This is a genomic window from Streptomyces sp. NPDC006512 (assembly GCF_040611935.1).
Taxonomy (GTDB): domain Bacteria; phylum Actinomycetota; class Actinomycetes; order Streptomycetales; family Streptomycetaceae; genus Streptomyces.
This window is the reverse complement of record NZ_JBEXPG010000081.1, coordinates 18,930-38,560: the sequence shown is the minus strand read 5'-3', so window position 1 is coordinate 38,560 and position 19,631 is coordinate 18,930. Positions and strand designations below refer to the sequence as shown.

At 72.7% G+C, this 19,631-nt stretch carries 17 protein-coding genes; 9 read left to right on the top strand and 8 right to left on the bottom strand.

The window, feature by feature from the left end:
* Window positions 1-148 precede the first annotated feature (148 nt).
* From ABZZ17_RS36280 to ABZZ17_RS36270, 3 genes are all read right to left on the bottom strand, one after another.
* Window positions 149-910 (bottom strand): hypothetical protein, encoded by a 762-nt coding sequence (locus ABZZ17_RS36280; RefSeq protein WP_356882946.1) that lies wholly within the window; start codon window positions 908-910, stop codon window positions 149-151.
* Between the two features lie 229 nt (window positions 911-1,139).
* A complete protein-coding gene (locus tag ABZZ17_RS36275) occupies window positions 1,140-1,910 on the bottom strand; it encodes a hypothetical protein (RefSeq protein WP_356882944.1) in 771 nt (256 codons plus the stop codon).
* Between the two features lie 62 nt (window positions 1,911-1,972).
* A complete protein-coding gene (locus ABZZ17_RS36270; protein ID WP_356882942.1) occupies window positions 1,973-2,188 on the bottom strand; it encodes a hypothetical protein in 216 nt (71 codons plus the stop codon).
* An 838-nt stretch (window positions 2,189-3,026) separates the two neighbouring features.
* Here ABZZ17_RS36270 and ABZZ17_RS36265 point away from each other — a divergent pair.
* Window positions 3,027-3,857, top strand: a complete 831-nt coding sequence (locus ABZZ17_RS36265; protein ID WP_356882940.1) for an SAM-dependent methyltransferase — start codon at window positions 3,027-3,029, stop codon at window positions 3,855-3,857.
* A gap of 137 nt (window positions 3,858-3,994) precedes the next feature.
* The gene (locus tag ABZZ17_RS36260) at window positions 3,995-6,160 is read left to right on the top strand and encodes an EAL domain-containing protein (RefSeq protein ID WP_356882952.1); all 2,166 of its coding nucleotides are present in this window, start codon (window positions 3,995-3,997) and stop codon (window positions 6,158-6,160) included.
* A gap of 243 nt (window positions 6,161-6,403) precedes the next feature.
* Here the strand turns inward: ABZZ17_RS36260 and ABZZ17_RS36255 are convergent, their stop codons facing one another.
* On the bottom strand, window positions 6,404-7,480 hold the full coding sequence (locus ABZZ17_RS36255) for an FAD-dependent monooxygenase (protein ID WP_356882938.1): 1,077 nt from the start codon (window positions 7,478-7,480) through the stop codon (window positions 6,404-6,406).
* 106 nt (window positions 7,481-7,586) lie between these two features.
* Here ABZZ17_RS36255 and ABZZ17_RS36250 point away from each other — a divergent pair, with 106 nt between their 5' ends.
* The gene (locus tag ABZZ17_RS36250) at window positions 7,587-8,231 is read left to right on the top strand and encodes a TetR family transcriptional regulator (protein ID WP_356882936.1); all 645 of its coding nucleotides are present in this window, start codon (window positions 7,587-7,589) and stop codon (window positions 8,229-8,231) included.
* Window positions 8,232-8,321: 90 nt separating this feature from the next.
* On the opposite strand, the gene ABZZ17_RS36245 is transcribed toward ABZZ17_RS36250, so the two are convergent.
* A complete protein-coding gene (locus tag ABZZ17_RS36245; protein ID WP_356882934.1) occupies window positions 8,322-9,200 on the bottom strand; it encodes a LysR family transcriptional regulator in 879 nt (292 codons plus the stop codon).
* Between the two features lie 95 nt (window positions 9,201-9,295).
* Here ABZZ17_RS36245 and ABZZ17_RS36240 point away from each other — a divergent pair, with 95 nt between their 5' ends.
* The 4 genes from ABZZ17_RS36240 to ABZZ17_RS36225 all read left to right on the top strand — a co-directional run bounded on the left by ABZZ17_RS36240 (window position 9,296) and on the right by ABZZ17_RS36225 (window position 13,595).
* Window positions 9,296-10,000, top strand: coding sequence for a succinate dehydrogenase cytochrome b subunit (locus ABZZ17_RS36240; RefSeq protein ID WP_356882932.1), 705 nt, complete (start codon window positions 9,296-9,298; stop codon window positions 9,998-10,000).
* A 2-nt stretch (window positions 10,001-10,002) separates the two neighbouring features.
* Window positions 10,003-11,988 carry a fumarate reductase/succinate dehydrogenase flavoprotein subunit gene (locus ABZZ17_RS36235; protein WP_356882930.1) on the top strand — a complete coding sequence of 662 codons (1,986 nt, stop codon included), beginning with the start codon at window positions 10,003-10,005 and terminating at the stop codon, window positions 11,986-11,988.
* Window positions 11,985-12,725 (top strand): succinate dehydrogenase/fumarate reductase iron-sulfur subunit, encoded by a 741-nt coding sequence (locus tag ABZZ17_RS36230; protein WP_356882928.1) that lies wholly within the window; start codon window positions 11,985-11,987, stop codon window positions 12,723-12,725. Before ABZZ17_RS36235 ends, ABZZ17_RS36230 begins: the two co-directional genes overlap by 4 nt.
* Before the next feature lie 219 nt (window positions 12,726-12,944).
* Window positions 12,945-13,595: a hypothetical protein gene (locus ABZZ17_RS36225; protein ID WP_356882926.1), complete on the top strand. Its 651-nt coding sequence runs from the start codon at window positions 12,945-12,947 to the stop codon at window positions 13,593-13,595.
* Window positions 13,596-13,767: 172 nt separating this feature from the next.
* Here ABZZ17_RS36225 and ABZZ17_RS36220 read toward each other — a convergent pair whose 3' ends face one another.
* Together ABZZ17_RS36220 and ABZZ17_RS36215 are read right to left on the bottom strand one after the other, a co-directional pair.
* Window positions 13,768-16,191, bottom strand: coding sequence for an excinuclease ABC subunit UvrA (locus ABZZ17_RS36220; protein WP_356882924.1), 2,424 nt, complete (start codon window positions 16,189-16,191; stop codon window positions 13,768-13,770).
* A gap of 10 nt (window positions 16,192-16,201) precedes the next feature.
* The gene (locus ABZZ17_RS36215) at window positions 16,202-17,191 is read right to left on the bottom strand and encodes an LLM class flavin-dependent oxidoreductase (RefSeq protein ID WP_356882922.1); all 990 of its coding nucleotides are present in this window, start codon (window positions 17,189-17,191) and stop codon (window positions 16,202-16,204) included.
* A gap of 142 nt (window positions 17,192-17,333) precedes the next feature.
* On the opposite strand from ABZZ17_RS36215, the gene ABZZ17_RS36210 reads away from it, so the two are divergent.
* Window positions 17,334-17,828: a hypothetical protein gene (locus tag ABZZ17_RS36210; protein WP_356882920.1), complete on the top strand. Its 495-nt coding sequence runs from the start codon at window positions 17,334-17,336 to the stop codon at window positions 17,826-17,828.
* A 43-nt stretch (window positions 17,829-17,871) separates the two neighbouring features.
* Here the strand turns inward: ABZZ17_RS36210 and ABZZ17_RS36205 are convergent, their stop codons facing one another.
* Window positions 17,872-18,087, bottom strand: a complete 216-nt coding sequence (locus tag ABZZ17_RS36205) for a dodecin (protein ID WP_356882918.1) — start codon at window positions 18,085-18,087, stop codon at window positions 17,872-17,874.
* Between the two features lie 164 nt (window positions 18,088-18,251).
* Between ABZZ17_RS36205 and ABZZ17_RS36200 the strand changes: the two genes are divergently transcribed.
* Window positions 18,252-19,514 carry an extracellular solute-binding protein gene (locus tag ABZZ17_RS36200; RefSeq protein ID WP_356882916.1) on the top strand — a complete coding sequence of 421 codons (1,263 nt, stop codon included), beginning with the start codon at window positions 18,252-18,254 and terminating at the stop codon, window positions 19,512-19,514.
* The last annotated feature ends 117 nt before the right edge of the window (window positions 19,515-19,631 follow it).

Sequence of the window (19,631 nt, the reverse complement as noted above, 5' to 3'; positions counted from 1 at the left end):
CGTGCTCCGCGGGGCGACCGGCTGCCGGCGGCCGGGCCGCCTCGCGCCGATGGGCCGTTCGAGGTCCGCTCGGGCCGGTCGCGGCCGGGCGTCGTGGTGGGGGCACGGGCGGCGGGGCCCGTGGGCGGTCCCGGTCGCTCCGGTCGTTTCAGTGGCCGCGGGCCGGGCGGCGACGGCGCAGGGCGTACGCCGTGCCGCCCGCGGCGGTCAGGAAGAGCGCGGCGCCGGCGCCGAGTTCCAGCGGGTCCATCCCGGCGACACTGCCGCCGAGCCCGCCCCGTACGCCGAGGCTGGCGCCGCCCGGGGAGGCCGTGAGGCTGCCCGTGACGGTGCCCGTCGTGACGCGCGGGGACGCCCCCGTGGTGGTGCGCGCGGTGGTTCCGGTGGTGGTGCGCGGGGCGACGGCGGCCGCCGGGGTACGGGGCGGGGCCGTGGTCGACGTACGGGGCGAGGCCGCCGCCGCGGTACGGGGCGGGGCCGCCGTCGTGGCGGGGGTGGAGGCACCCGTACGCGAGCCGACCGTGGAGCTGATCGTCGGCGTGCTCGTGGCGCCCGCGATCGTCACATCGGCCGAGCCGGTCTCCCCGTTGCAGGTGAACGCGACGGAATACACGGCTCCGCGCCGGGCGTCGCGGTCCACCGTGACCCGGGCGGTCTGGCCGCGCGCGATGCTCACGGTGTCGAAGATCCCGGAGGAGACGGTGGCGAACGCGGCGTCGCAGCCGGTGACGGAGAGCACGGTCTGCGCGCCCGGGGCGACCGTCGACGGGGTGATGGTGAAGCCGAACGAGGTGATCGGCGCCGCCTCGGCCGCGAGGGCGGCGGGCGCGCCGAGGGCGCCGAGCGCGAGGACCGCGCCCGTGGCGCCGGCGCTGAACAGGGTGGTGACGGAGCTGCGTATCGCACCCATGGCTGGTTCTCCGGATCCCCGAGGAGCAGTCGCGCAGCGTTTCCGCACGTGAGGGGTCGTGCACCTCGATGTCCGCCACGCTAGGTGCGGGTACGGTGACCCGCGATCAGGAACGGGCGAATGGGGCACTCCGGTAGGCCGAACCGGGGACGGAGGGCCCGCCGCCGGTTTGCCGTGGTCCGCCGTGGCCCGTGCCCCCGCCCGGTTCGGCGGGCGGGGGCACGCAGGTTCATTCGTCCAGGCCCAGGTGCGGGAACTGTGCGAAGAACGGCTCGGCGGTCGCCGAGATGCCCCGGCCGAAGGGGGCGTCGAAGTCCCAGATCAGGAACAGCAGGAAGGCGATCAGGGCGCTGAACAGGCCGGCGAGCAGCATTTCGCGGAACGAGCGGCGGATCTGCAGGGTGAAGATCAGACCCACCGTCACCAGGGCCCCGGCGATCAGCCCGAACCACACCACCCCCGGCATCGTGGCCCCGGCGCTCTGCCCGCGTGAGTTGCGGGCGTCGTCCACCATGGCCGCCTGGTCGACCAGCGGCTGGTAGGCCTGTCCCTCGTGGTCGGTCTGGGGTTCGTAGTCCGTCACGTCCCGGCGGATACGTTCCAGCAGTTCGTCGCCGCGGTCGGTGAGGTTGCCGCTGTCGGCCATCTCCTTCCACTCCGTGTCCACCACGTACGTCACGTACGCGTCGACGTCGGAGCGGATCTTCTTGCGGACCTCGGCCGGGTAGACCTCGGAGCGGACGCTGATCTCGTGCAGGGCCTGGGCCTCCTGGCGGACGTACTCCTGGGCGGCCCCTCTGCCTTCCCAGACGCCCGCGATCGCCAGACCGAGGACGATGGCGTAGATCACTCCGATCATCATCGTCATGTACTCGATGACGTCCGGGGTTTCGTTCGGATCGTCGTCCTCGCCGATCCTGCGGTGGTTGAAGAAGGCGATGGAAAGGACCACGGCGCACGCCGCGGCCATCGCGAGGGACAGGACGAGCCATTCCGACAAGATGATTCCCAATCGGTGAGCAAGGGGGTGGAAGGCGGGCGCGCTGGGGCGCCCGGCGGCGGCTAGCGCGGGCGCAGCGCGACGATCGCGAGCACCGCGGGAGCCGCGGTCATGAGGGTGAAGGTGACCGGTGAGATGTGACGCTCGGCGGGCTTGCGCGCCGGGGCGTGGTAGCTGGGCCGAGCCACCGGCTTGGGGGCGGGCGACGGGGTCACCGCCGGGGGCGGCGTCGGTTCCGGCGCGGGCTTCGGCGGCGGCGGGGCGGGTGCCGCGTACACCCGGGGCGGCGGAGCCGGAGCCGGCGCCGGCGGCTTCGGCACGGGCTTGGGGGCCGGCTTGGGCGGTGCGGGGGCCGGTGGTGGAGGGGGCTTCGGGGTGGGCTTCGGCGGTGGGGTCGGCTTCGGGGGCGGTGGGGTCGGCGTCGGCGTCGGCTTCGGGGGAGGCGGGGTCGGGGTCGGCGTGGGGGTCGGAGTCGGCTTCGGCGGGGTGGGCTTCGGCGGGCACGGCGGGGGAGGCGGCGGGCAGTGGTGTCCACCGTGCCCTCCGTGGTGCCCTCCGCCGTGGTGGCCGCCGTGCTCCTTGCAGTGCCCCTTGCCGTGATGTCCGCCACCCCGGCCGGCTCCGCTCCCGCCGCTGCCGGCGGCCGCGAACACCGTGAGGGACGCTCCGCCGTCACCGGCGTCGATCGTCGCGTATGCGCAGCTATCGGCCATGGCCGGCGTGACGGACAGCGCCGCCCACAGCAGGACCGGGACCACCAGCAGGCGCCTGGCACAGGCTCTGTTCACCCGGGGAGCATGGGCCCGCGCGCGCCCGCGCACGTGGGGGTCGGCCTCGGTTCGCCTGAACGGGCGGAGTTGGGACCGTAGAGGTTTGAGCCACTCTTCGACCGTGTCTGATCGAGCGCCGTTCAATTCCCAAAAGGTATTTGTCGGATTCCGTGTCACCCCTGTCCGGACCCGTCCGAACCTTTGGTGTGTGACCAAGAACGGACCGCCAATTTCCGCTTTTACTCGCTCCCTTGGGCAATGATCAGTACATTCGGCTCGGACAGGAGTCCGACCCCCGTCCCGCCCCCCGGACGGACCACGGCACGACTACGGCTTGGAGACCCCGATGGAGCGCCCCGCCTGGGCCCCGGCAGGCATCGACATATCGGTGCCGAGCGTGTCCCGCATCTACGATTACTACCTGGGCGGCTCCCACAATTTCGAGGTCGACCGCCAGGCCGCCCGCCGCGCCATGGAATTCATGCCGGGACTCCCCAAGATCATGCAGGCGAACCGGGCATTCATGCGCCGAGCCGTCCGGCACGCCGTCGCCGAGGGCATCACGCAGTTCCTCGACATCGGCTCCGGTATCCCGACCTTCGGGAACGTCCACGAGATCGCGCACGCCGCGAGCCCCGAAGCGAGCGTGGTCTACGTCGACCACGACCCGGTGGCCGTCGCGCACAGCCAGGCCGTCCTCGCCGGTCACGACCGCACGGGCGTCGTCGCCGCCGACCTGCGCAAGCCGCAGGACATCCTGGCCGCCCCCGAGGTCGGCCGCCTCCTCGACCTGAACCGCCCCGTCGCGCTGCTGCTCGTCGCCGTCCTGCACTTCATCGAGGACGCCGACGAGCCGTACGCCGCCGTCGCCGAGCTGCGCGACGCGCTGGCGCCGGGCAGCCTGCTCGTCCTCACGCACGCCTCGTACGAGGGGATCCCCCTCACCCAGGAGGTCGCCGCAGGCACCGTCGGCGTCTACCGGGACATCCGCAACCCCCTCGTCATGCGCACGCGGGGACAGGTCAGCGCCTTCTTCGACGGCTTCGAACTGCTGGAGCCGGGCCTCGTGTCCATGCCGGACTGGCGTCCGGACCGTACCGAGCCCCTCGCCGACGGCGAGGAGCCCGAGGACCCGTACGCCTTCTCCGGCTTCGGCGGCGTGGGACGCAAGGCGTGAGACTCCCCGCTCCCACCCCGCCACCGGCCACCCCGGGCCCGGCCTTCCCCCGGGAGGCCGTCGCCTTCGGGACCGCCCCGGACCCCGCCGGCGCCTCCACGAAGCCGTCCGGCCCCCTCGTCCAGGGGCGGGAGCCGCTGCGCGAGCTGCGGAGCGGGCTGGAGGACCGGATCGCGCGCTTCGCGACCATCTGGGGGCGGGCGATCTTCCCCGTCACGGCGACCTCGCTGACCCGTCCCGAGTTCGAACAGCACCTCGTCCCGCTCACCCGCACCCTCACCGAGGCCCTGCACGCCCGTCCCTTCGACGCCTCCGTCGCCCAGCGGGTGGGCGCCGAACTCGTCGCCGTGCACTGCACCGACCCCGAAGCCCTCGCCGGAACCCTGGGGGTGGTCGAGTCCTACCTGGTGCTGTACTGCGGCCCCGACGGCTCCGGGACGGAGGGCACCGAGGAGTACCGGTCCCGCTGCGCGCGCCTCCAGCACGGCATCGCGGCCGGCTTCGCCCGCGCGCTGCGCGAGCGGACCCTGAAGGAGCAGGAGGCCATCGCCCGGTCCGCCCTGAGGGCCCGCAGCGACGCCCAGCAGGCCCTGCACGCCAGCGAGGAACGCTTCCGGGCCGTCTTCGAGGGCGCCGCCATCGGGATCGGCATCGCCGACCTGGAAGGCAACGTCCTCGAGGTCAACGACACCCTGCTGCAGATGTTCGGCGGCCTGGAGGGCCACGTACGGGGCCGCAACGTCAGCGAATGGGGCCATCCCGACGACACGCCGCACGTCTGGCGCATGTACGGGGAACTGGTGCGCGGGGAACGCGAGCACTACCGGGTCGAGAAGCCCTACTACCGGCACGACGGAACCGTCCTGTGGACGAACCTGACGGTGTCCCTGCTGCGCGACGCCGAGGGCGTGCCGCAGTACCAGCTGGCCCTGATGGAGGACACCACCGAACGCCGGCTGCTGAACCTGCGGCTGCGCTACGAGGCGACCCACGACGCGCTGACCGGGCTGCCCAACCGGACCCTGTTCTTCGAACGGCTGGAGAAGGCCCTGAACGGGGCCGGAGCCGGAGGCAGCCGCTTCGGCCTGTGCTACCTCGACCTCGACGGGTTCAAGGCGGTCAACGACAGCCTCGGCCACTCGGCGGGCGACCGGCTGCTGGTGGAGGTCGCGGACCGGCTGCAGAGCTGCGCGACGGGACCGGGCGAGGTGGTCGCCCGCCTCGGCGGCGACGAGTTCGTGGCCCTGACCACCGGACCGGCCGCCGACTCCGAGGAGAAGGTGACGGACCTGGCGGTCCGGATCCTGTCCGCCCTGTCCACCCCGATCCGGCTGGAGGGCCGGGAGCTGACGGTGCGGGGCAGCATCGGCATCGTCGAGGGCCGGGCCGGCGAACGCACCCCGGCGGAGGTGCTGCGCAGCGCCGACATCACCATGTACCGGGCCAAGGCGGCCGGCGGCAACCGCTTCGAGTTCGCCGACGCGGAGGCCGATGCCCGCGCCATCACCCGGCACGGCCTGACCAACGCCCTGCCGGCGGCGCTGGAACGGGGCGAGTTCTTCATCGAGTACCAGCCGCTGGTGCACATGCACGACGGCAGTGTGCGTGGCGCGGAGGCGCTCGTGCGCTGGTCGCACCCCCAGTACGGGGTCCTCGGCCCGGACCGCTTCATCCCGCTCGCCGAGCGGACCGGCCTGATCGTGCCGCTCGGCCGCTGGGTCCTGGAGGAGTCCGTCCGGCAAGCCCGGAACTGGCAGCTCCAGCGGGGCGGCTCCAGCCTGCGCGTCAACGTCAACCTCTCCCCGACCCAGCTCCACCACCCCGGCCTGGTCGCCGACACGGTACGGGTCCTGGAAGCCTCGGGCCTGGCCCCGGGAGCCCTGTGCCTGGAGGTCACCGAGTCGGCCCTGATAGGGGCCGACGACGAACTCCTCGAACCGCTGCGCCGGCTCGCAGCCCTGGGCGTGGACATCGCCCTCGACGACTTCGGCACCGGCTATTCGAACCTGGCCAACCTGCGCCGCCTCCCGGTCAGCGTCCTGAAGCTGGACCGCTCCTTCACCCAGGGGATGCAGCAGCAGCCGGCCAACCCCGTCGACGTCAAGATCGTGGAAGGGATCGTCGCGCTGGCCCACAGCCTCGAACTCGCCGTGACGGTCGAGGGCGTGGAGACCGGCGCCCAGGCGGCCCAGCTCCGCGACCTCGGCTGCGACACCGCCCAGGGCTGGTACTACGCCCGCCCCGGCTCCCCGGACCGAATCCACACGCTCTCCCTCTCGGACGCCGTCCCCACCCCGTCCTGACGCCCCCCGCCGAGCGGGACCGCCACCGGGCAGCGGACCCGCCCCGCTCCGGCACGGCAGCCCGCCCCGCTCGGCGCCCGCCCCGGTCGGGGTCGCACCCCGGTCGGGGTCGCCCCGGGCGGGGCCGCACCCCGCGTCGGGCCCGCCTCGTGCGCGGGCCGTCACCGGCTGGGGGCCGGGCGTCGTCGGGGGCCAGCCGGGGCCGGTTCGATCCGGCCGTCATCGCCGCGGCACTCACCCGGGTCAGTCCAGGCCCGCCTCCGTCCCGCGGCCCGGTTCGCGGACCGCCACGAGGACCCGCGCCATCCGTTCCGTCGTGTCGGCCAGCAGCTCGGCGGCCACGGGCAGCCGCTCCGCCTCGTACCCGTCGAGCACCTCCTCCCGGGCGGGTCCGGCCGGCGTATCCAGGGCGGTGGCGAGGGTGCGGCCGAGGACGGCCGCGTCCTGTATCCCGGTGTTCATGCCCCGCCCGCCGGCGATGGGGTGGACGTGAGCCGCGTCCCCGGCGAGGAAGGCGCGGCCCTCGCGCAGCCGGGCGGCCATGCGGACGTTGACGGTCCAGGCCGACAGCCACGTGGGATCCGCCAGCTCGATCCCCGGCATCCGGGCGTGCCGGTCGAACAGTCGCTGGAAGCTCTCCAGGGAGGGAGGCAGGGCCTTCCCGTCCGTGTCCACTTCGCGGGAGGCCTGGAGTTGGAAGGAGTCCGTTCCCGGTATGGGGCAGAGCATCATGACGCCGCCGTCCGAGGTGAACCACTGGTGCCAGTAGTCGGGACTCAGCCCCGGGGCGCGCACGTCTCCGAGCACCATCGTCGACTCCTGCGCGGTGTCCCCCTCGAAGGGGATGCCGAGCAGTTTGCGGGTCGTGCTGCGACCGCCGTCGCATCCCGCGAGGTAGCGGCTCCGGATGGCCGGGCCGGCCGCCTGCTCCGCGGTCACCGTCTCCGCGCCCTGACGGATCCCGGTGATCCCGGTTCCGTACTCGACCCGCACGCCGAGCTCTCCGAGCCGCTCGCGCAGCACCTCCTCGATCTGCCACTGTCCGATGAACAGGCCGTCGGCGTAAGGGGTGTCGCTGACGCGGACGCCGTCGAAGTACTTGCGGAAGACCAGCCCCGCACGGCCGGTGGCCGTCATCCGCCCGGCGGCCCCCAGCCGTTCGAAGACATCGAGGCTGCGCCGCTGAAGGGTCTTCCCGCGGGACTCGCGGTGCGGGCCGGGGCGTTGGTCGACGATGCGCACGCCGACCCCGCGAAGGGCCAGCTCGCAGGCAAGGGTGAGCCCCGTCGGGCCGGAGCCCACGATCAGTACGTCGGTCATCGGATGTCCTCTCGTCGTCGGTGATCCAAGGAAAGCGCGCCACGACAGAAAAAGCAACCGGGTAATGAATTTAACTTGGTCAAGATTTTGTGGTACGGTGTGGGACATGGAGAACACGACGGGTCTGCGAGAGAGCAAGAAGCTGCGTACGCGCCGCCAACTGGCGGCCACGGCGCTGGAACTCTTCCTGGAACGGGGCTTCGACGCCGTATCGGTGGCCGATGTCGCCGCGGCGGCGGAGGTGTCCAAACCCACCCTGTTCCGCTACTTCCCGAGCAAGGAGGACCTGGTGCTCGACCGGTTCGCCGACCATCAGGACGAGGCGGCGCGGATCGTCCGCGAGCGGGCCCCCGGCCGGACCCCGGTGGGGGCGGTCCACGACCACTTCCTGGCGGCCCTCGCCGAGCGGGACCCGATCACCGGGCTCTGCGACCACCCGAACGTGGTCGCCTTCCAGGGACTGATGTACTCCACCGCCAGCCTGGAGTCCCGGCTCGCCCACTACACGGCCCGGGAAGTGGAACTCCTCGCCGCCGTCTTGGAGGCCGAGTCCGCCCCGCCGCTCACCGCGCGGCTGGCGGCCCTGCACCTGGTTGCGGTGCGTCAGGAGCTGGGCCGGGAGAACTGGCGCCGGATCGCCTCCGGCAGAACCGCCGACGAGGCCTACCCGGACGCGGTGGCCGACGCCGACCGGGCCTTCGCGATGCTGGCCGACGGGCTCGACGCGGCCCTGTCCAGACGCGGCCTCTGAGCCACCGCCGCCCGGCCGCCCAACCGCCCGGCCATCCAACAAGCCTGGCCGCCCAGTCGCCCAGCCGCCCGGACGCTCACGCCCAGCCGCTCAGGCGAGGAGGATGCGCTTCAGCTCGCGGGCCGCGCGCGGGGGTGCGACGTCCGTGCGGTGCGCCAGCGCGATCGTGCGGCGCAGGGGAGAGCCGGCGAGGTGGGTCGCGCGCAGGCCCGGGCCGCCGTGCTCGACGACCATGGCCGGAACCACCGCGACGCCGAGCCCGGCCCGGACGAATCCGAGGACCGCGTCCATCTCACCGCCCTCCACGGTGAACGCCGGCTCGAACCCCGCCGCCCGGCAGGCGCCCACGGTGAGGTCCCGCAGGTCGTACCCGTGCCGGAACATCACCATCGGCTCGTCCCGCAGGTCCGCGATGGTCAGCTCGCCGCCGCCCGTCGGCGGCGGAAGGTCCGCCGAGGAGACCACCACAAGGTCCTCCGTCAGCAACTCCACCGTGGTCAGGGCGGGTGCCGACGGCGGCAGCGGCAGCGTGATCAGGGCCAGGTCCAGCACCCCGCGCGCGAGTTCCCGTACGAGGTCCAGCGAGCCGCTCTCCTCGATCAGCAGCTCGATGCCCGGATGCGCGGTGTGGAAGGTCCGCAGCAGGGCCGGCAGCAGACCCGTGCATACGCTCGGGGTCGCCCCCAGCCGGACCCGCCCCCGCCGCAGCTGCGCCAGCTCCTGCACCTCAAGCCGTGCCGTGTCCGCGTCCGCGAGGATCCGCCGGGCCAGCGGAAGCAGGGCCTCGCCCGCATCGGTGAGTGCGATGTTCCCCCGCACCCGGCTGAACAGTTCGGCCCCCAGCTCCCGTTCCAGCGCCTTGATCTGCTGGGACAGGGACGGCTGGGCCACGTGCTCCCGTTCGGCGGCGCGGGTGAAGTGCCGGGTCTCGGCGACGGCCACGAAGTACACGAGCTGCTGGAACTGCATACGGCCAGGCTAGCCCCATCGATAGGCATTGCCTATCGCGATCAGCTTCACCATGTCTTGGACCTTTCGGGACTTTGGTCCTTACCGTCGACGTCATGGCTCTGGCAACGCGGACGGATCGACGGCCGTCCACCACGCGCACGCTCTGGGACTCCACCGTCGGCAAGAAGTCCGTGATGGCGGCATCGGGCCTGGTCATGCTCGGCTACCTCGTCGTGCACATGCTCGGAAACCTGAAGATCTTCTTCGGGGCGGACGAGTTCAACGGCTACGCCCACTGGCTGCGCACCCTCGGATCCCCCTTCCTCCACCACGAATGGGCCCTGTGGATCGTCCGCCTGGTCCTCGTCGCCGCGGTCGTCGCCCACGCCGTCTGCGCCTACCAGCTCAGCCGGCGCGACATCAAGGCGCGCCCCGTGAAGTACGCCCGCAAGCGCCGCCGCGCGAGCTACGCCACCCGCACCATGCGGTGGGGCGGCGTCATCCTCGCCCTCTTCATCGTCTGGCACCTCCTCGACCTGACCACGCTCACCGTCAACGAGCGCGCCTGGGCCGGCCACCCGTACGAGAACGTCCTCGCCACCTTCTCCACCTGGTACGGCAACACGATCTACCTCGTCGCGATGGCCGCCCTCGGGCTCCACGTCCGCCACGGCTTCTGGAGCGCCGCCCAGACCCTCGGCGCGGGCAACGCCCGGCGCGACCGGACGCTGAAGTTCCTGGCCAACGCCCTGGCCCTCGTCCTCTTCGCGGGCTTCGTGTCCGTCCCCGTCGCCGTCATGACCGGAGTCGTGAGCTGACCATGAGCGCACCCGAAACCCCCGACGACCTCCACGACCGCGCGCCGTACGCGGAGTACGCCACGGGCGACCCGGTCGCCGACACCAAGGCCCCCGGGGGCCCGATCGCCGAACGCTGGGACCGCCGCCGCTTCGAGGCCAAGCTGGTCAACCCGGCGAACCGGCGCAAGCACCGGATCATCGTCGTCGGCACCGGCCTGGCCGGCGGAGCGGCAGGGGCGACCCTGGCGGAACAGGGCTACCACGTCGTCCAGTTCTGCTTCTCCGACTCCCCGCGCCGCGCGCACTCCATCGCCGCGCAGGGCGGCATCAACGCCGCGAAGAACTACCGCAACGACGGCGACTCCGTGCACCGCCTCTTCTACGACACCGTCAAGGGCGGCGACTTCCGGGCCCGCGAGTCCAACGTCCACCGCCTCGCCCAGATCTCCGTCGAGATCATCGACCAGTGCGTGGCCCAGGGCGTCCCCTTCGCCCGCGAGTACGGCGGACTCCTCGACACCCGCTCCTTCGGCGGCGTCCAGGTCTCCCGCACCTTCTACGCCCGCGGCCAGACCGGCCAGCAGCTGCTGCTCGGCGCCTACCAGGCGCTGTCCCGGCAGATCGCCGCGGGCAACGTGGAGATGCACGCCCGCACCGAGATGCTCGACCTGATCACGGTGGACGGAGTGGCCCGCGGCATCGTGGCCCGCGACCTGATCACCGGGAAGATCTCCACGTACTACGCGGACGCGGTGGTCCTGGCGAGCGGCGGCTACGGCAACGTCTTCTACCTCTCCACCAACGCCATGAACTCCAACGCGACCGCCGTCTGGCGGGCGCACCGGCGCGGCGCGTACTTCGCCAACCCCTGCTTCACGCAGATCCACCCCACCTGCATCCCGCGCACCGGCGACCACCAGTCCAAGCTCACCCTGATGAGCGAGTCGCTGCGCAACGACGGCCGTATCTGGGTCCCCAAGGCCGAGGGCGACACCCGGCCCGCCGCCGAGATCCCCGAGGCGGAGCGCGACTACTACCTGGAGCGGATCTACCCCTCCTTCGGCAACCTCGTCCCCCGCGACATCGCCTCCCGCGCCGCGAAGAACGTCTGCGACGAGGGCCGCGGCGTCGGCCCCGGCGGCCAGGGCGTGTACCTGGACTTCGCCGACGCCATCCGCCGCATGGGCAAGGACAAGGTCGCCGAGAAGTACGGCAACCTCTTCGAGATGTACGAGCGGATCACCGCCGAGAACCCGTACGAGGTACCCATGCGGATCTACCCGGCGGTCCACTACACGATGGGCGGACTGTGGGTCGACTACGACCTCCAGACCACCGTCCCGGGCCTGTTCGCGATCGGCGAGGCGAACTTCTCCGACCACGGGGCCAACCGCCTCGGTGCCTCCGCCCTCATGCAGGGCCTCGGCGACGGCTACTTCGTACTGCCCTCCACGATCAACGACTACCTGGCCCGGCACCCGCACCACGACGAGATCGACGACAGTCATCCGGAGGCGGCGGCCGCCGTCCGCGAGACCCGCGACTGCCTGGCCAAGCTCCTCGCCGTCGACGGTGACCGCACCCCCGACTCCTTCCACCGTGAGATCGGCGAACTCATGTGGGAGTACTGCGGCATGGCCCGCACCGAGGAGGGGCTGCGCAAGGCGCTCGCCCGCATCCCCGAGATCCGTGACGAGTTCTGGCGGCGCATCAAGGTCCCCGGCAGCGGCGAGGAGTTCAACCAGTCGCTGGAGAAGGCCAACCGCGTCGTCGACTACCTCGAACTCGCCGAGCTGATGTGCCTCGACGCCCTCCACCGCGCCGAATCCTGCGGCGGCCACTTCCGCGAGGAGTCCCAGACCCCGGACGGCGAAGCGGCCCGCCGCGACGAGGAGTTCGGCTACGCGGCCGCCTGGGAGTACCAGGGCACCGGAGCCGCACCCGTCCTGCACAAGGAAGACCTCGTCTTCGAGTACGTCCACCCCACCCAGCGGAGCTACGCATGAAGCTCACCCTGCGCGTCTGGCGCCAGCAGAACGCCGGCGCCCCCGGCGCCATGGCCTCCTACGAGGTCGACGGCATCTCGAAGGACATGTCCTTCCTGGAGATGCTCGACACCCTCAACGAGGACCTCATCCTGCGCGGCGAGGACCCGGTCGCCTTCGACCACGACTGCCGCGAGGGCATCTGCGGCGCGTGCAGCCTCGTCATCAACGGCGACGCGCACGGCCCGGAGCGGACCACCACCTGCCAGCTCCACATGCGGTCCTTCGCCGACGGCGACACCATCGACGTCGAGCCGTGGCGGGCCTCCGCCTTCCCCGTCGTCAAGGACCTCGTCGTCGACCGCAGTGCCTTCGACCGCATCATCCAGGCCGGCGGCTACATCACCGCGCCGACCGGTGCCGCCCCCGAGGCGCACGCCACCGCCGTGCCCAAGCCCGCCGCCGACTTCGCCTTCGAGCACGCCGAGTGCATCGGCTGCGGAGCGTGCGTGGCGGCCTGCCCCAACGGCTCCGCGATGCTGTTCACCTCCGCCAAGGTCAACCACCTCAACGTGCTCCCGCAGGGCTCGCCGGAGCGCGAGACCCGCGTGCTGGACATGGTGGCCCAGATGGACGGCGAGGGCTTCGGCGGCTGCACCCTGACCGGCGAATGCGCCACGGCCTGCCCCAAGGGCATCCCGCTGCCGTCGATCGCCGCGATGAACAAGGAGTGGCTCCGCGCGGTCCGCAAAACCTGACCGCACCCCGCACCCCGCACCCCGCCACCGCACCCCGTGGCCCCGCCCGGCCCGCACCACCCCGCGGCCGGGCCCGGTCGCACCCCGCGCCCCCGTACGAGCGTCAGGTACCCCCGTCATGGGCCGATCGGCTGAGCCGATCCGCCGACCGGGCGCTCGTACGGGCCGTACGCCGCGCCGCGCGGCGGCCGCACCCCGCCCGTCGGCGACAGTGGCCCCATGCCAGAAGCCCCCGCCGGGTCCGGACCGCGCCGTCGCACCGTACTGGCCGCCGCCCTCGCCCCCCTCGCGGTGGCCGGCTGCTCCGGCCGGGAGGAACCCGCGGCTCCCGCGCCCGGCCCCCGGTCCACCGCGAAGGACGCCCTGGTCATGGTGATCCGGCACGCGGAGAAGCCCTCCGCCGGGGACACCGGCGAGGACGACGAGGGCAACGAGGACCCCGGATTCCTCGCGGGCCGCGGCCGGCGCCGAGCCGAAGAACTGCCCCGCCTGTTCACACCGGCCCGGGGCGCCACGCTGCCCCGGCCCGCCGCACTGTTCGCGACCGGTGGACCGGCCGCCGCGCCCGCCCGCTGCAAGCAGACCCTGGCGCCCCTGGCCACCGCTCTGCGGCTGCCCGTACGGTCCGAGTTCGCCCTCGGCGCCGAACCGGCCCTGGCCCACGCGGCCCTGGCCGCCGGGATGCCGGTGCTCGTCTGCTGGGAGCACACCGGCCTGCCCCGCCTGGTCCGTGCCCTCGGCGCCCAGGAGGTCCTGGGCGTCCCGGCGACCTGGCCCGACCGCTACGACCTGGTCTGGACGTTCACCCGGAGCCGCGGCACGTGGTCCTTCCGGGAACTCCCGCAACACCTCCTGCCGGGCGACGCCTAGTGCCGTGGCCGGGAAGGTTTGCCGGGTCGCGGCGTCCGGTGCGGTGCATCTCAAGGCGGAGGGCCGCGGCTCGTACTGGACGTACCTCCGTGGTCCGACAACGCGGAGAGGTGCCGTGCCGGGCGTCGCGACCCGGTGGACCTTTCCGGTCACGGCACTAGAAGGGGAACCGTCAGAGTCCTGTCCGCCCGGCCAGTGCGCGGGCCAGGTACGGGGCCGTGCGGCCGGTCGGGGACGCCGCCACCTGCGTCGGGGTGCCCGCGGCGACGACCCGGCCGCCCTCCGCGCCGCCGCCCGGCCCCAGGTCGACGACCCAGTCGGCGCCCGCCACCACCTCCATGTCGTGCTCCACGACCACCACCGAGTGCCCGGCGTCCACCAGCCCGTGCAACTGCCGCAACAGCACCCGCACATCGGCCGGATGCAGTCCGGTCGTCGGCTCGTCCAGCAGGTACAGGGTGTGGTCCCGGCGCAGCCGCTGGAGTTCCGTGGCCAGCTTGATCCGCTGCGCCTCGCCGCCCGACAGCTCCGTCGCGGGCTGTCCCAGCCGCAGGTACCCCAGCCCGATGTCCTCCAGCGCGCGCAGGCTGCGCGCCGCCGCCGGCACCTCCGCGAAGAAGGCGCCCGCCGCCTCCACGGTCAGCCCCAGCACCTCGGCGATGTTCAGACCCCCGTAACGGACTTCCAGGGTCTCGGAGTTGTAGCGGGCTCCGTCGCACTCCGGGCACGGGGCGTACGTACTGGGCAGGAACAGCAGCTCCACCGAGACGAAGCCCTCGCCCTGGCAGGTCTCGCAGCGGCCGCCCGGCACGTTGAAGGAGAACCGGCCCGCCTTCCAGCCCCGCTCCTTGGCCTCCGGAGCCGCCGTGAACAGCTTGCGCACCACGTCGAACAGCCCCGTGTACGTGGCCAGGTTGGACCGGGGCGTGCGCCCGATCGGCTTCTGGTCCACCTCCACGAGCCGCCGCACCGGGAAGCCGGGCTCCGTCAGCCGCCCGGCGACCTCCCCGGCCAGAGCCCGCCCGACCAGCGTGGACTTTCCCGAACCGGACACGCCGGTCACCGCCGTGAAGACGCCGAGCGGGAACTCGACGCTCAGGTCACGGAGGTTGTGCCGCTCCACCCCCGTCAGCCGCACGGCCCCCGTCGCCGCGCGCACCGGCCGGCCGGCTCCGGACGGCCCGCGCTCCGCGAACAGGTGCCGCGCCGTCGCCGATCCGGCCACGCCCGCCAGTCCCCGCGGCGGCCCGCTGTACAGCACCAGTCCGCCGTGCTCCCCGGCCAGCGGCCCGACGTCCACGAGCCAGTCCGCGTGCCGCACCACGTCCAGGTGGTGCTCCACCACGAAGACCGTGTTCCCGGTGGCCTTGAGCCGGTCCAGTACGGCGAGCAGCGCCTCGGTGTCGGCCGGGTGCAGCCCCGCCGACGGCTCGTCCAGCACGTACACCACCCCGAACAGCCCCGACCGCAGCTGCGTGGCGAGCCGCAGCCGCTGGAGTTCGCCCGCCGAAAGGGTGGGTGCGGTCCGGTCCAGGCTCAGATAGCCGAGCCCGAGCTCGGTGACGGGTCCGATGCGCGAACGCAGGTCCTCGGCGAGTACCCGTGCCGCTTCCTCCTGCGGCGCGGCGCCGGCCAGTACGCCGTCCAGGTCGGTGAGCGCCAGCGCCGCCAGCTCCGCGATCGTGCGGCCGGCGAAGGTCACCGCCAGGGCTTCCGGCCGCAGCCGGCGGCCCGCGCACCCCGGGCACGGGGCGTCGGTGAGGAACTTCTCGGCGCGCGCCCGCAAGGTGGCGCTCTTGGTGTCGGAGAAGGTCCGCATCACGTACCGGTGGGCGCTCATGTACGTGCCCTGGTAGGGGCGTTGGATGCGGTCGGCGTCCCGCACCGGGTGCACGGTGACCACCGGCTGTTCCTCGGTGAACAGGATCCACTCGCGGTCCTTCGCCGGCAGGTCCCGCCAGGGCGCGTCCACGTCGTGCCCGAGCACCTCCAGGATGTCCCGCAGGTTCTTGCCCTGCCAGGCACCCGGCCAGGCGGCGATCGCCCCCTGACGGATCGACAGGCCCGGATCCGGGACCAGGAGTTCCTCGCTGGTGCGGTGGATCCGGCCGAGGCCGTGGCAGGAGGGGCAGGCCCCGGCGGCGGTGTTGGGGGAGAAGGCGTCCGAGTCGAGCCGTTCGGCGCCCGGAGGGTAGGTTCCGGCGCGCGAGTACAGCATCCGCAGGGAGTTCGACAGCAGCGTCACCGTCCCCACCGAGGAGCGCGATCCGGGCGAGGAGCGGCGCTGCTCCAGCGAGACGGCCGGCGGCAGCCCGGTCACGGAGTCCACCTTCGGGGCGCCGATCTGGTGGATCAGCCGCCGCGCGTACGGGGCCACGGACTCGAAGTACCGGCGCTGCGCCTCGGCGTACAGGGTGCCGAAGGCCAGCGAGCTCTTGCCGGAGCCGGAAACGCCGGTGAAGACGGTCAGGGTGTCGCGCGGGATGTCGACGTCGACTCCGCGCAGGTTGTGCTCGCGGGCGCCCCGCACCCGGACCCAGGGGTCGGGGGCCGCTGGTGGCGCCGTACGGGTGTGGGGCTCGGGGGAGTGGTACATTCGTACCAGTTTAGAGGCCGGCGATCCGGGCCAGCCTGCCGAAGCCGTCCAGGAGGGCGGTGCGGTCGTAGGTGGAGGTGGTGACCAGCAGTTCGTCGGCGCCGGTGAGCTCGGCGACGCGGGCCAGCTCGGCGGCGACCTGCTCCTCCGTTCCGGCGATGTGCCCGGCGAGGGCGCCCTCGTACAGCTCCCGCTCCTTCGGGGTCATCGCCAGCGCCTCCACCTCCTCGGCGGGGCGAAGGGGCGGGAAGGTGCCCCGGGTGCGCGAGTGGGCCAGGGACCAGGCCTCCGGGACGAGGATCCGGCGGGCGGCCTCCTCGGTGGCGGCGACCGCGACCGTCCCGGAGACCACCACGTAGGGCTCGGCGGCCCAGGCGGAGGGCCGGAACTCCTCGCGGTACCGCTCGACGGTCTCCACGAGCCGGGTGCGGCCCCGCAGGTCGCCCGCCACCATCGGCAGCCCGGCCCGGGCGGCGATCCCGGCGCCCTCGCCGGTGGCCAGGACGAACGGCGGGACCGCGAGCCCCTCGGCCGGCCGGGCGTGCACCTCGGGGTGGGCCCGCTGGGTGCCGTCGATCCAGCCCAGCAGTTCGGCCAGCTGTTCCTCGAAGCGGTCGGCGTCGGCGGTGTCGCGGCCCAGGGCGCGGCGGATCCCGTTGGTGAAGCCGACGGAGCGGCCGAGGCCCATGTCGATCCGGCCGGGGAACAGCGCCTCCAGGACCCCGAACTGCTCGGCGACCACCAGCGGCTGGTGGTTGGGCAGCATGACCCCGCCGGTGCCGACCCGGATGCGCCGGGTGGAGGCGGCCACGGCGGCGGCCAGGACGGTCGGCGCGGAGCCCGCGACCCCGGGCACGCTGTGGTGCTCCGACACCCAGAAGCGGTGGTAGCCGAGCTCCTCGGCCGCGCGGGCCAGTTCCACGGTGTCGCGCAGTGCCTGTGCGGCGGGGTGTCCCGCGCGGGTGCGGGACCGGTCGAGTATCGAGAGGGTGGGGATCACACAGGAGTCAACGCCCGGCGGCCGCCAGGATTCCCGGGCCGGCCGCGTGCCCGTCCCGTGCCCTTCGCCTGCCCGGCGCGTGCCCTCGCGCGCGCCTCCGGCGGGTACGGCGGCCGTCACAGGTGCCGCTTAGGCTGCGGCCATGACCGAGAACGCATCCCGCCGCCCGCTGGCCGTCTTCGACCTCGACAACACCCTGGCCGACACCGCGCACCGGCAGCACTTCCTGGAGGGCCGGCCCCGCGACTGGGAGGGGTTCTTCGGTGCCGCTCCGGCCGATCCGCCGCTCGCGCGCGGGGTGTCGCTGGCCGTCGAGAGCGCGGCCGACTGCGAAGTGGTGTACCTGACGGGCCGCCCGGAGCGCTGCCGGGCGGACACCGTCGCCTGGCTGGCCGCGCACGGGCTGCCCGAGGGCCGGCTGTGGATGCGCGGCAACCAGGACCGCCGCCCGGCGCGGCTGACCAAGCTGGAGGTGCTCAAGCGGATCGCCCGGGGCCGTGAGGTGCGGATGCTGGTCGACGACGACGAGCTGGTCTGCCAGGCGGCGCGGGCCGCCGGTTTCCGCACCGTCCTCGCGGACTGGGCGGCCGACGCGCCGGAGCTGAAGGCCGCCCAGGAGGGCGAGGGACGCACCTGACCGGGGCCGTCCGTGCGTCCGCCGGCTCAGCCGTCGCCGCGGTTCATCCCTCCTCGTCGAGGCGGAAGCCGACCTTCAAGCCGACCTGGTAGTGCGCCACCTCGCCGTTCTCGATGTGCCCGCGCACCTGGGTGACCTCGAACCAGTCGAGGTTGCGCAGCGTCTGGCCCGCGCGCGCGATCCCGTTCCGGATGGCCTGATCGATGCCCTCGCCGGAGGTGCCGACGATCTCGGTCACCCGGTAGGTGTGGTTGGACATGGGGTCTCCCGCCAGTCGTCGTGATGCCTTGTTCCAAGGTGCCCCAGTAAGCGCCGGTCCGCGAACTATGCGTGAACAATCCCGGGCGAAAGGCTCTTGACCCACCCATTGGTCTATGCCAATTTCAAGCCATCTGAGATTCATCCCCCAGAAGGTGACCCCCTGTGAAGAAGCGCTTCCTTGCCGTGTGCACCGCCCTCGCGGCCACGACCGCCCTGTCCGGCTGCGGCCAGTTGGGCGGATCGGCCGAAGGGTCCGACAAGGTGACGCTCTGGCTGATGAAGGGCAGCGCCTCGGAGGACTTCATCACGAAGTTCACCGCCGACTTCGAGAAGGGGCACCCCGGCATCGACCTGGAAGTGAAGATCCAGGAGTGGACCGGGATCGGCGACAAGGTCAACGCCGTGCTCGACGGCACCGGCAAGGAGAGCGCCGACGTCATCGAGGTCGGCAACACCCAGGTGGCCCAGTACGTGGAGACCGGCGGCCTCTCCGAGCTCACCCTCGAAGGACTGCGCCACTGGGGCAGCAAGGACTGGCTCAAGGGCCTCTCCGACCCCGGCAGCGTCAACGGCGCCCAGTACGGCGTCCCCTGGTACGCCGCGAACCGCGTGGTCATCTACAACAAGGACCTCTTCGCGAACGCCGGCATCAAGGCCACCCCCAAGAACCGCCAGGAGTGGATCTCGGCGACCCAGAAGCTCGACAAGGGCGACCAGCAGGGCATCTACCTCGCCGGGCAGAACTGGTACGTCCTCGCCGGGTTCATCTGGGACGAGGGCGGCGAACTCGCCGTCGAGACCAGCGGCCAGTGGGTCGGCACGCTCGACGACGACAAGGCCCTGGCCGGCATGGACTTCTACAAGCAGCTCCAGGGCCTCGGCGACGGCCCCAAGGACGCCGACGAGGAGACGCCCCCGCAGGCCGACGTCTTCGCCCGCGGCCAGGTGGCCCAGATCATCGGCCCGCCCGGCCAGGCGGCCCAGATCGAGGCCGCCAACCCCGCGCTCAAGGGCAAGCTCGGCTTCTTCCCCATACCCGGCAAGACCTCCGACAAGGCCGGAGCCGTCTTCACCGGAGGCTCCGACCTGATCATCCCCGAGAAGACGAAGAACCGGTCCCGCGCCGTGGACCTGATCACCGCCCTGGTCAGCGAGAAGTGGCAGACCGAGCTCGCCCGCACCATGAGCTACGTCCCGAACAAGACCACCCTCGCGCACGTCGTCGAGGGCAACGACGGCGCCGTCAACATGGCCCCCGGCGCCGCCCAGGGCCGGGCCACCCCCAAGTCGGCGCGCTGGGCCGAGATCGAGGCCAAGAACCCGATCAAGCCCTACATGACGGCCGTACTCACCGGCCAGAACCCCCAGCAGGCGGCCAAGACCGCCTCCGACACCATCAGCCAGGTGCTGAGCTCCGACCGCTGAGGCCCCCGCCCCGCGGGGCATCCGGCCGCCGGGGTCCCCGCCCCGCGAGGGCCGCGACCGCTGAGTTCAGCGTCCGCACATCCAAGGGCCGCAGAGCGGTCATGTCGAATCCAGCCG